Below are 12,537 nucleotides of genomic sequence, written 5' to 3'. Positions count from 1 at the left end.
TAAAAAAGGCTTATAGCCGCAGAGCAAACCACCCGTTATACGGGTGGTTTTGATTGTGCACACTTTCCGCGGGCACTGCATTAGTTTATAAACTAATTCACAATTTTTGTTTGCGCCATAAAAACGCACCTACGATGGTCACGATAATGAGAGAAATGCCAATCACGATGAGCCATGAAATATAACTATGGTCATCAATAGGTAAGGGTACGTTCATGCCAAAAAAGCTAAATACTAACGTTGGCAATGTTAAAAACACAGTGAAAAGCGTTAATGTTTTCATCGTATTATTCATCTCATTTGATAGTAATGATGCGTATGAAGTAGTGATACTTTCTAATATATCTGTATAAAGTCTCGTCGTTTCTAAAGCTTGATTATTTTCGATTAATAAGTCCTCTAAAATGTCTTCATCTTCATCAAAGCGCTTCATAGCTGGTAGACGGAACAATTTTTTTACTATGCTTTCATTGCCTTTAAGCGCAGCTAAAAAATAAACTAAACTTTTTTCTACTTCCATTAAATTATAAAGTTGCTTATTTGTGACGTTATTCTTTAGCTCACGTTCGATACGTACACGTGTTTTATTTAGCAATCTTAAATTTCTGTTGTAATGATTTGTAATTGTTAACAATATATTTAATGCAAAACGACTATGAAAGCGTAGGTTTATATTCTGACGAGCAAAGTTTTCTAAGAATTCATTTTCAACATTACAGATCGTAATGATTTTTTTATTTCCAATAATAATGCCTAAAGGAATAGTAATAAATGATAATACTTTTGAATTAGTGTCATTTATAATAGGTAAGTCTAATATGATTAATGAATAATGCGAATCTTCATCGTATTCAACACGTGCACTCTCTTCTCTATCTAGTGGGTCTCGTATGAAATCTTCAGGAATGTCATAGCGAGCTATAAGCATTTCGATTTCCTCCCAGTTGGGATCAACGACGTTCACCCATGAAGCTGTTTGATCCAGTTCGGATTCCATTATTGTATCTGTTGGTGAATGTTTATATGCAGCTATCATGATAATTTGAGTTCCTTTCTTCAGAAGTGTTATTGATATGGTTCATTTGCTATTAGACGTAATGGGCCGTTAAATATAATTTTGAATAAGTAATCAGCAACCATATCGGGTTCCATTCTATTATTATCTTGTACCCAATGTTTGATAAAAGAAATCGCAGCACCTGAAACATAACTATGAAAATAATCTATGGGTATGCCTGAAATATTTTGCTTATTGCCAAGGTTTTTAGCTATATTAGCGTACATAAGTTCTGAAATCTTGTCTTCAAGATGGCTCTTTCTATCTAACTTAAAAATAACTAAGTAAAAATCGATATCTTTTTGAATATGGAGAATGATATTTTTAAGAATCTTTTCCGAAAATATTTTAGCGAAATCTTCTAAAGTTGAGTCTTGCATACCCAACTTATAAGTCCCTGTTTCATCTGCTAAACCAGCGAGAATTTCATCTTCGATGTCTGAAAGTAAAATATACTTATCTTCATAGTGTAAATAGAAAGTCCCTCGATTAACATCTGCTAGGGTTGTTATATCTTGTATCGTTATCCGCTCTAGTTCTTTTTCTGCTAATAATTTTATAAAAGCTTGTTTGATTGCATTTTTAGTTTTTCTGACACGACGATCTTCTACCATTTGATTCAGCTCCTTAAACTTTAATAGACAAACCATGTTTTTTTTGTTGATAAACAAACAAAATGAAACATATTGCATATTGCTTATTGAATTATACTAATTATAATAAACAAAGTAGTCATTAATCAACAAAGTGTTCAAAAAGGAGGTAAATAATATGAGTATATTTAAAAATAAATTACTTTGGATAGCACCAATAGCAATTTTAATCATATTGGCAATATTTTCAATGGCATTTTATCCAGCATATAATCCTAAACCAAAATCTTTACCCATTGCTATAGTTAACCAAGATGAAGGCACATCTATTCAAAATAATGACATCAACATTGGTAAAAAATTAGAAGATAAACTATTAAATAGTGATTCTGATACTATAAAATGGGTTGAAGTAGATAATGAAAAAGATGCTCGTAAAGGATTAGATGAGGAAAAATATTTTGGTGCAGCTATTTTTGAAAAAGACTTTTCAAAACATGCAATGAGTAAAACTCAAAAAGTAGTAATGGATAGTAAAAAGCAAGCAATGCAAGAGCAAATACAATCAGGTGAAATACCGCCAGAACAGGCAAAAAAAATGCAAAGTCAAATGGTTAAGTCTGGTGCTTCACAAGACATAACAGTCAATCAAGCAGAATTTAAAACATTGATTAATAGTGGTGCGAATATGCAAGCATCACAAATTTCTTCAAATGTATTAAAAGGTATCGGTGATAATTTAAATAAACAAATAACGCAACAAGGTTTAGATACTCTAGAAAAACAGGATGTTAAAGTTAGCCCTAGAGATATTCAAGGACTTACAAATCCTGTGAAGGTATCAGATCAAAAGATTCATAAAGTTAAAGATCATCAAGGTAATGGTAATGCATCATTCTTGATGTTTATGCCAGTGTGGATTAGTTCAATCGTGGCCTCTATTTTGCTATTCTTTGCATTTAGAACTTCAGATAATATTATAATTTCGCATCGCATTATTGCGTCGCTAGGTCAATTGGCTATTGCTGTTGTTACTGCCTTTATAGGTGGATTTGGTTATGTATACTTTATGTCTAGTGTTCAAGGGTTTGACTTCCCTGATATTAATAAAATAGGGCTTTTTGTTTCTATTGCATTATTAGGCTTTATTGGTCTTATTTTAGGAGTTATGACTTGGTTAGGTATGAAATCTATTCCAATATTCTTTATAGCAATGTTCTTTAGTATGCAACTTGTAATGTTCCCTAAACAAATGCTACCGCAATTTTATCAAGATTATGTTGTGGGGTGGAATCCATTCACTCACTATGGTGAATATTTGAGAGCATTACTTTATATGGATCAACCACTAGAAATGAATGCTACCATGTGGATGTTTATCGGTTTTATTATTTTTGGAGTTGTTTCTTCAATAAGTGCTGCAATAATTAGAAAACATAGCGGGAAACGTACAGAAGTTCCTTCATAAATGTTTAAAGTACAGCATTATTTATTGGATGGATTTAAAATAAAGGATTTTGTTAGCAGGGTTAGATATCAAATAATTAATTTGATATCTAACCCTTTTTATGTGAATATTTCAATAGACATTTAATTCAAAATAAAATTTCATAAAATATACAAAATTAATTGGCATAAAATGTATTACCCATTGTTTATATTAAACACTGTCATTGCAATGTTTATTAGCACATTGGAAATTGAATGAAATATGATTACATAATTGTTTAGCACATTTTCTATAATTTTAATAAAGAATTAACATTTGCTTAACAAAAATAAGTTATAATTCACATAGTTTACAAATAATTTAAAGAGGTGTGACGATGGATTCTTCTGTAATGGAGATAATTTTCACTTTTATCGGTGGTTTAGGTATATTCTTATACGGAATTAAACAGATGGGCGATGGCTTACAAGCAACTGCTGGCGATCGACTGAGAAGTATATTAAATAAATTTACAAGTAATCCAATCATGGGTGTTTTGGCAGGTATGATTGTTACAATTTTAATTCAAAGTAGTTCAGGGACTACTGTCATTACGATTGGTCTTGTAAGTGCAGGATTTATGACAATGCGACAAGCAATTGGGGTTGTTATGGGAGCGAATATAGGTACCACGGTTACAGCATTTATAATAGGTATTGATATTGGTGCTTATTCACTACCCATCCTAGCTATTGGCGCGTTTTTAATTTTCTTTATTCAGAAAAGAAAAGTTAAAAATATAGGTATGATTTTATTTGGGTTTGGTTCTCTTTTTTATGGTTTAGAATTGATGAGTGGTGCAGTGAAGCCACTCGCTAATTTAGATGGGTTTAAACAAATCATGTTAGATATGTCATCAAATCCAATATATGGTGTTTTAGCTGGTACATTCTTAACAGTTATCATCCAAAGCTCAAGTGCAACTATTGGTATATTACAAGGGTTCTTTGCTAATGATTTAATTAGCTTGCATGGTGCACTGCCAGTACTATTAGGTGATAATATCGGTACAACGATTACTGCTGTTTTAGCAAGTTTAGCAGGTTCTCTTGCATCAAAACGTGTTGCAGCCGTTCATGTCATGTTTAACGTGATAGGTGCAGCAATATTCTTGCTCATATTACCGTTGTACCAACTAGTTATTGAGTGGATGCAAGGCGCAATGAATTTAAAACCAGAAATGGTTATTGCATTTGCACACGGTACATTTAACGTAACAAATACTTTAATTCAATTACCATTTATTTTTGTACTAGCTTGGATAGTTACGAAAATAATTCCAGGTGAAGATATTAATGAAAAATACAAACCAAGACATCTTGATAAGAACTTAATTAATAGAGCGCCTAATATTGCGCTACAAGAAGCTCAAGATGAAATTCAAAACATTGGTAGAATGACATTATCCATGTTACAAAAAGTCAATCACTACGATGAAAAAACTGAAAAAGATATTATTCAGAAACATGCAGCGATTGACAATATGTATGATAATGTCAGACAGTACCTTACTAAAATATCAGAGAAGAAGTTGTCACAAGATGATGCAGAAAGAATGTCTGTATTATTTGATGTTAATCGCACGATGTTGAAAGTGGCTGGTTTATCAGAAGCCTATTTATTGGATTTGAAGAAGAAAGATACAGATCCTATCAAAATATCTGATAAAGCTGAACAAAGTATTGAAAAGCTTTACAATCATGTTAACATGTCGTTTGAAAAGACAGTTGAAATGTTCAACGTTTATGACAGAGTTAAGCGGGATGAAATAGTTAAAATAAGTAATGATTCATACAAACTTGAACATGATTTAAGGAAAAAACATATTAAACGTTTAAGTTCAGGTGAGTGTTCACCAGAAGGTGGCTTATTATATCTAGATATGATTGCAATATTAGAACGAATCGGTTACCATTCTAGAAATATTTCAGAATCAATGGTTGATATTGATGAAATAGAATTAGAAGAACACGCGGAAAATCCATTAGGTTGGTCTTACTAATTGTAAAAATTAGTATATAATTATTTATAAAATAATTACACTAGTCGAGATAGAAATCAAATTTTGATTTCTGTCTCGTCTTTTTTATATAAAATATTAAAAAAGATTGTGTTGATTCTAGTTATAGGTTTATCAAGTTAAGAATGATTTGATATTCCAAAATTACTTTAGTATCAACGCTAAAGTAGTTGTTAAAGTGATAACATACTATCTCATAATCGAAATTTTCTAAGTGAATATGTGGGAATTATCTAGAGAATAAAATTAGTAAGCGTTTCCACTATCTTTGGATATTAATTTATTTTACAATTACAAATAATAGACGAAATAAATGGAGGTTACATAACATGAGTGTTTTAGACAAATTTAAACTGGATGGCCAAGTTGCAATTGTGACAGGAGGTGCCTCAGGACTAGGAAAAGCAATGGGGAAAGGTTTAGCTGAAGCAGGTGCAAACTTAGTGATTGCTGATATTAATTTAGATTTGGCAAAAGAAACAGCAAACGAATTTGAGACTGAAACAGGAAATCAAGCCTTGGCATGTAAAGTAGATGTAACAAACGTGTCGGATGTTGAGCAAATGGTTTCAGATGTAATGGATCAGTTTGGGCGTATAGACATTCTATTTAACAATGCTGGCATCAATGAACATGTTAAATTTGAAGATATGCCTTACGATCGTTGGGTTAAAAATATGGATGTCAATATCAATAGCATGGTTTTAGTTTCACAAGCTGTAGGAAAAGTGATGATCAAACAACAAAAAGGTACGATTGTGAACACTTCTTCTATGTCTGGAATCATTGTAAATACACCACAGCCACAGGCGGCATATAATACATCTAAAGGTGCAGTGATTATGTTTACTAAAAGCTTAGCAAATGAATGGGCGGAACATGGTATACGTGTAAATACGATTGCTCCAGGTTATATGGAAACAGAACTAACTAGAGATTATTTTGCTCAAGGTGGAGAAATGATTGACACATGGATGAATTTTACACCATTAGGTCGACCTGGTGTACCTGAAGAATTACAAGGTGCTGCACTATATTTAGCTTCTGATGCTTCATCATTTGTTACTGGTAGTGTTGTCACAATTGATGGGGGATATACAGCATTATAAATAACTAGTAACTCATTTAAAATTAAATCTAGTAATATCAAAAGAGAAGTTGAGATAAAATAATACTCAACTTCTCTTTTTTTTACGATGCTTTTAAAGTGCTTATATTAAATGACGCCAAAGCATCTAGTTTTATTTAATTCTTACTAAAACGATAAGAATACTTGACAAAGTTGTATGAGGAGCATAGTATTACTAGTAATCTAATATTCAGAAAATTGATTTGGGGGGATTATATATGACATCTATGAGTATTCTAGATCAAAGTCCAATTGATATTAATGAAACTGTAAATGAGGGTATACAACGAACTGTTGAATTAGCACAACTAGCAGATAACTTAAAATATACGAGATATTTTGTTGCAGAGCATCATAATATTCCAGAAGTTGCGGGTACAAGTCCAGAAATATTAGTGACACATCTACTTAACAAGACTAACGAAATACGTATTGGTTCAGGAGGAGTCATGTTACAGCACTATAGTCCTTTTAAAGTAATAGAACAATTCCACTTTATTAGCCATCTTGCACCAGGTAGAGTAGATTTAGGGATTGGTAAAGCACCTGGTGGATTTCCATTAGCAACACAAGCTTTGCAATCAGAATTCAAATCGCCACAAGTTACATTTAATGATAAATTCCAACTGTTAAACAATTTCAATAATCGCAGTTTTAAAGAAGATGATGCGTATCATCAATTACAAACTTCCATAAGAGATAATGAAGTCCCTAAGCCAAAGCTCTTTTTATTAGGGGGCAGTGACCGTTCGGCGCAATTTGCAGCAAATGAAAATGTTGGTTTTGTATATGCTTTCTTTATAAATTCTAATGTTGATATGTTACGAAGTGCAGTGAAATCTTATAAACAACAATATCCAGAAGGACGTTTTATTGTTGCTGTAGCGGCAGTTGTAACAGAGAATGAAAATGATAAAGAATTAGTTAAAGATGGTCGTACAAATTATGCTTTGCATTTTAAGGATGGTAGAAAAATTACTGTAAATACTAAGGAGCAACTAGAAGCATTTAGTAAACAAAGTGCAGAACATTTTGAAGTTGAGGAAAAGCAAATAGACGTTTTAGAAGGCTCAGCTACTGAAGTTAAACATCAACTATCACAGTTAAACAACGAAGGACTCATCGATGAGTTTATGTTGCATATGCCAGTACAGAATCACAAATTAAGAGTGAAAACGGTGGAGAAACTTGCGCCATCATACACAATTGCTAATCAGAAAGAAGGGGTATTATGAGTCAGAAAAAAATAGATTTTGGAATTATGTTAAATGGACCAGGCAGTCATATGCATGCTTGGAAATCTAATGAAGTTCCTAGCGATGCCAGTACTAACTTTGAATACCAACTAGACATTGCTAAGAGAGCAGAACGAGCAGGTTTTAGTTTTGTTTTTGTAGCAGATGGTTTATATATTCATGAGAAATCTATCCCTCATTTCTTAGATAGACACGAACCTTTAACGCTACTTGCTGCACTTGCGCCTATTACTCAAAAAATTGGTTTAGTTGGTACAATTTCAACTTCATACAGTGAACCTTTTACCGTTGCGAGACAGTTAGCAACGATTGATAATATTAGTCATGGACGCGCAGGATGGAACGTTGTTACATCACCACTTGAGGGTAGTGCAGATAACTATAGTAAAGGTGAACATCCGGAGCATGATACGAGATATGATATTGCTGAAGAACATATTCAAGTGGTACAAGGATTATGGGATTCATATGAAGATGATGCCTTTAAATTTGATACTGAAAAAGGCGAATATTTAGATAAAAACAAAATGCACACGCTAGATTATAAAGGTGAATATTTCCAAGTAAAAGGACCATTAAATGCAAGTCGTTCTGAACAAGGTCAACCAGTCATTTTTCAGGCAGGTGCTTCACCTAAAGGACAAGACTATGCAGCCAAATATGCAGATGCAGTTTTCACATTAGGAGAATCAAAAGAAAGTGCACAACGGAATTATGAAAGTATTAAAGATCAAGCCAAGGCTTATGGACGTAACCCCGACGAAGTAAGCGTTTATCCTATATTAGCACCAGTCATAGCTCAGACAGAAAGTGAAGCAGAAGCACGTTTTGAAAAAATTAAGACTTTAGCAAATATTGATGAAGCATTAGATTATTTAGGTCGTTATTATGATCATCATGATTTCAGTCAATATGATTTAGACGCACCTTTTCCAGAATTAGGAGAAGTTGGTCAAAATAGTTTCCGAGCTACAGCAGATGCAATTGCTAATCGTGCAAAAGCAAACCAATCAACGTTAAGAGAAGTTGCGCTAGAAGAAACAGTTAGACGTTCTCCATTTATAGGAACATATGAAGCTGTAGCAGATTTAATCATTGAATGGGTAGAAGACGGTGCAGCAGATGGTTTTATTTTTGGACCACATATATACGGGGCGGTTTATGATGAATTCTTAGAAAATGTATTACCTATTCTAGAAGAGAAGGGGTACTATGATAAAACGTTTCGTGGCGAAACATTAAGAGATCATCTTGGCCTTCCTTTTAAAGAAAATAGATATACGCAATCTACACAATCACGTGTTACAAACTAAAGTTTTGCAAATATTGAAAAGGATGGACACATCTAAATTATAAAAGTTGTGTCTATTTTTTATTAAAAGGAGTGAACGACTATGTCAGAATCTAGTACAACATCTTATCAAAATACTGTTAATCAAACAGCTAACCCAACTTCTATAAAAGCAAAAAGGAAATTAGAATTACCACATGTGCTATTAATGATGTTAATAATGATGATGTTTGCTTGTTTTTTGACATATATCATTCCTGCTGGGACGTTTAATACCGACAAAGATGGATCGATGATACAAGGGACTTACCACGCAATTGCGCAACATCCTGTGAATCCATTTTATGCAATAACTTTAATTCTAAATGGGGGTATCCAATCTGCTCAAACAGTCACTTTGCTATTATTTATAGGTGGCTCAATGGGAGGGATTCTGCAGTTAAATTCAGTTACGAAAATAACTAATTTCATGATTTATAGATTTGAACATGCAGGCGCACTGCCATTAATAATAGGTTTATTCTCATTGATGGCTTTTATAGGATTCTTTGTTGGTGGGGATCAAATGATTGTGTTTGTAACCTTGGGTGTCATTTTAGTAAAACGTTTAAAATTAGATCCTATTATGGCTTTGGCGATTACATTCTTGCCTTTATATATGGCATTTTCAGTCTCACCTTCTGGAATGGCTAAAATCGGACAAATTGTCTATCCTGATGTCGCACTTTATTCAGGCTACGGTGGTAGGGCAATTATGTATCTTATATTTTTAGTTGTGACCTTATTATATGTAATTTGGTATGCGCGAAGAGTAATTAAAAATCCAGATAATAGTATGATGACGACAAAATTTTGGCAACAGCAAAACGATGATTCATCAAATGATGCAATGGGTTCGGAAGATAGAAAGGTAAGTTGGAGAGATACCATTATCGTTAGTTTAGTTGTTGTTACACCTATCATTTTAGCGTTAGGAAATGGTTTGCTAAATTGGACTGAACGATATGGAAATGGTGTTTTTATTACAGTATTTGGTTTGAGTTTTATGTTGGCCTATATTGTTAAGGGGAAACGACCATCTGAAATGGTGGATGGATTTTTAGAAGGTGCAAAACCAATGCTTGTAGTTGCATTTGCAATCATTATGGCAAATACTATTAGCGTGATATTAGAAAAAGGTCAAATATTAAGTACTATCGTGCATGGATTGACGACGCAACTTGATGGTGCTTCGTCTGGTGTAGTTTCGGTTTTAGTGTTTTTGGTTGCTACAATATTTAATTTCTTAGTGCCTTCTGGTTCTGGATTGATGAGTGTGATGGTGCCTATATTACAACCTGTTACAACAGCATTAGGGGTTAATGATCAAATATTATTAACCTCATTATCTTTTGGCGGTGGATTAGGTAATCTTATCACTCCGACATTAGGTGCTACAATTGGTGCTATCGCTATAGCTAAGGCTAATTTTGGCTCATGGTTTAAATTTATGGCGCCGCTATTTGTCATATGGATGATAGTTGGTGGTGTGATACTTTATATCTTTACCGCAGTTGGTTGGAGTGGCGGTATATAGTTGCTATTCAAAATAAAAGGAACAATGATGACTTTATCTATAAGTAATTTATACTTAGATCATTAAAGTCTATCGTTGTTCCTTTTTTGTTTTTATTTTTTCATGGAGCTACTGTTAATGAGAATGGTACATTTTTTTTCCATTTATTTGATGGTGTTTCATCAGTGATGACTTCTGTAATGTCACTGATTTTTGCAAATGAAAGCGTAGAGGATATATCGAATTTACTTTTATCAATAAGTGCAATGACATTTTCACTTTCTTTTACCATTTGTTTTTTTAATTGAACTTCAGGTAAAGAGAAATCAGTTAAGCCATTTTCAAGTGTAAAGCCGTTCGCAGATAAAAAGAAATAATCTATGTGATACATTTCTAGTATTTGTGAGTCGATATTACCTGTAATCGCATTTGAATCTTGTGAAACAAAACCGCCAACCACAAGCACTGTTAAGTGTGGATTCTCTTTTAATAATACTGCGTTTTCTAACCCGTTTGTGATAATAGTTAGTTCCATTGTTGTTTCCGTTAATAATTTAGCTAATTCATAAGTTGTAGAACTTGCATCAATCATAATACATTGCTGTGGTTGTATTTTTTTTAAAGCATGTTTACTAATTTTATATTTTTCTGAATGCTTTTGAGTTAAGCGATAAGAAAAATTTAACTTAGAACCCAGGTTATCAGTTATTTTTGCACCACCGTGTGTACGGATTAATTTATTTTCACTTTCAAGGCGTCTTAAATCACTTCTTACAGTTGCCTCTGTAACACTTAAGTAATCAGAGAGCTGTTTTACAGTTGCACGTTTATGAGATTTTATATAAGTATAAATATGTTCTCTACGCTCATCAGCATACATTTTCATATGAATCACATCCTCCTTTATATCACTATACATTTTAACATAAATAGTGCACAAGAAAACTAAAACAAATCAAAATGAAAATAAACGAAAGAATATTTGAAAGAAACGAAAAAATATATTAAAATAATAATTGTTAATGAAAACGTTTTCTAAAAAGAAAAGGGGAGATTTTAATTATGACTAAGACAAATTATCCAGAACAAATGAATGCTGTTGTAGCTTATGCACCCGGTGAATATAAATATGAAACAGTTGAAACTCCGAAAATAGAAAATTCAAAAGAAATTATCGTAAAAGTGGAAGCATGTGGTATCTGCGCAGGTGATATTAAAGCCTATGATGGTGCGCCGAGTTTTTGGGGCGATGAAACACAGCCATCATACATTAAAGCACCAATGATTCCAGGGCATGAATTTATTGCTCGTATTGTGGAAAAAGGCGACGATGTTACAGATTTTGAAATTGGTGATCGTGTCATTTCTGAACAAATCGTACCTTGTTGGGAATGTAGATTCTGTAATCGTGGAGAATATTGGATGTGTGAAAAACATGATTTATATGGCTTTCAAAACAATGTGAACGGCGGTATGGCAGAGTATATGAAATTTACAAAAGAAGCCATCAATTACAAAGTGCCTGAGGATATGCCTATAGAAAAAGCAATTTTAATTGAACCTTATGCCTGTAGTTTGCATGCAGTACAACGAGCCAACATTAAACTAGGAGATTTTGTTGTACTCTCTGGTGCTGGAACATTAGGTTTAGGTATGGTAGGTGCAGCTAAAAAAGCAGGTGCTGAGACATTGGTTGTCTTAGATATGAAAGATGAACGATTAGAATTAGCCAAGGAGTTTGGTGCTGATATCGTAATGAATCCAGCTAAAGTTGATGTGGTTAAAGAAATCAAGTCAATGACTGAAGGATATGGCTGTGACACTTATATTGAAGCTACGGGTCATCCTAAATCAGTTGAACAAGGTTTAAGTGCAATTAGAAAATTAGGCCGTTTTGTAGAATTCTCTGTATTTTCTGATCCAGTAACAGTAGATTGGAGTATTATTTCAGATCGTAAAGAATTAGATTTGATGGGGAGCCATTTGGGTCCTTATTGCTATCCACTTGTCATTGATGGCATTCAAAAAGATGACTTTCCAACTGATGGTGTAGTTACACATCAATTATCATTAAAAGATTTTGAACAAGGATTTGATTTGATGAAAAAAGGAGACAAATCGTTAAAAATTGTTCTGGTCCCTTAAAG

Annotated in this window: 10 protein-coding genes; 7 read left to right on the top strand and 3 right to left on the bottom strand. The window is 33.1% G+C overall.

Annotation, left to right across the window (positions count from 1 at the left end; genetic code table 11):
• Positions 1 to 97: 97 nt before the first annotated feature.
• Positions 98 to 1,036, bottom strand: coding sequence for a magnesium transporter CorA family protein (locus tag D9V42_RS13280; protein ID WP_107555539.1), 939 nt, complete (start codon positions 1,034 to 1,036; stop codon positions 98 to 100).
• Between the two features lie 29 nt (positions 1,037 to 1,065).
• Entirely contained in the window at positions 1,066 to 1,671 is a 606-nt protein-coding gene (locus D9V42_RS13275) for a TetR/AcrR family transcriptional regulator C-terminal domain-containing protein (RefSeq protein WP_107555538.1), read from the bottom strand.
• Between the two features lie 157 nt (positions 1,672 to 1,828).
• Here D9V42_RS13275 and D9V42_RS13270 point away from each other — a divergent pair, with 157 nt between their 5' ends.
• The 6 genes from D9V42_RS13270 to D9V42_RS13245 all read left to right on the top strand — a co-directional run bounded on the left by D9V42_RS13270 (position 1,829) and on the right by D9V42_RS13245 (position 10,411).
• Complete coding sequence (locus D9V42_RS13270; protein ID WP_122065333.1) at positions 1,829 to 3,118, top strand: YhgE/Pip domain-containing protein; 1,290 nt, start codon at positions 1,829 to 1,831, stop codon at positions 3,116 to 3,118.
• A gap of 358 nt (positions 3,119 to 3,476) precedes the next feature.
• A complete protein-coding gene (locus tag D9V42_RS13265) occupies positions 3,477 to 5,141 on the top strand; it encodes a Na/Pi cotransporter family protein (protein WP_122065331.1) in 1,665 nt (554 codons plus the stop codon).
• A 347-nt stretch (positions 5,142 to 5,488) separates the two neighbouring features.
• Entirely contained in the window at positions 5,489 to 6,268 is a 780-nt protein-coding gene (locus tag D9V42_RS13260; RefSeq protein WP_107555535.1) for a glucose 1-dehydrogenase, read from the top strand.
• 238 nt (positions 6,269 to 6,506) lie between these two features.
• Complete coding sequence (locus tag D9V42_RS13255; protein ID WP_122065329.1) at positions 6,507 to 7,523, top strand: MsnO8 family LLM class oxidoreductase; 1,017 nt, start codon at positions 6,507 to 6,509, stop codon at positions 7,521 to 7,523.
• Positions 7,520 to 8,857, top strand: a complete 1,338-nt coding sequence (locus D9V42_RS13250) for an LLM class flavin-dependent oxidoreductase (RefSeq protein ID WP_107555533.1) — start codon at positions 7,520 to 7,522, stop codon at positions 8,855 to 8,857. Before D9V42_RS13255 ends, D9V42_RS13250 begins: the two co-directional genes overlap by 4 nt.
• Before the next feature lie 81 nt (positions 8,858 to 8,938).
• Positions 8,939 to 10,411, top strand: a complete 1,473-nt coding sequence (locus D9V42_RS13245) for a Na+/H+ antiporter NhaC family protein (RefSeq protein ID WP_122065327.1) — start codon at positions 8,939 to 8,941, stop codon at positions 10,409 to 10,411.
• A gap of 100 nt (positions 10,412 to 10,511) precedes the next feature.
• Here the strand turns inward: D9V42_RS13245 and D9V42_RS13240 are convergent, their stop codons facing one another.
• Complete coding sequence (locus tag D9V42_RS13240) at positions 10,512 to 11,276, bottom strand: DeoR/GlpR family DNA-binding transcription regulator (RefSeq protein WP_017723245.1); 765 nt, start codon at positions 11,274 to 11,276, stop codon at positions 10,512 to 10,514.
• A gap of 176 nt (positions 11,277 to 11,452) precedes the next feature.
• Here D9V42_RS13240 and D9V42_RS13235 point away from each other — a divergent pair, with 176 nt between their 5' ends.
• On the top strand, positions 11,453 to 12,535 hold the full coding sequence (locus D9V42_RS13235; RefSeq protein WP_122065325.1) for an MDR/zinc-dependent alcohol dehydrogenase-like family protein: 1,083 nt from the start codon (positions 11,453 to 11,455) through the stop codon (positions 12,533 to 12,535).
• Positions 12,536 to 12,537 lie beyond the last annotated feature (2 nt).

Source organism: Staphylococcus pseudoxylosus, from assembly GCF_003697915.1.
GTDB lineage: Bacteria > Bacillota > Bacilli > Staphylococcales > Staphylococcaceae > Staphylococcus > Staphylococcus pseudoxylosus.
Note: the sequence above shows the minus strand (reverse complement) of the source record. Positions and strands in the feature narration are given on the sequence as shown.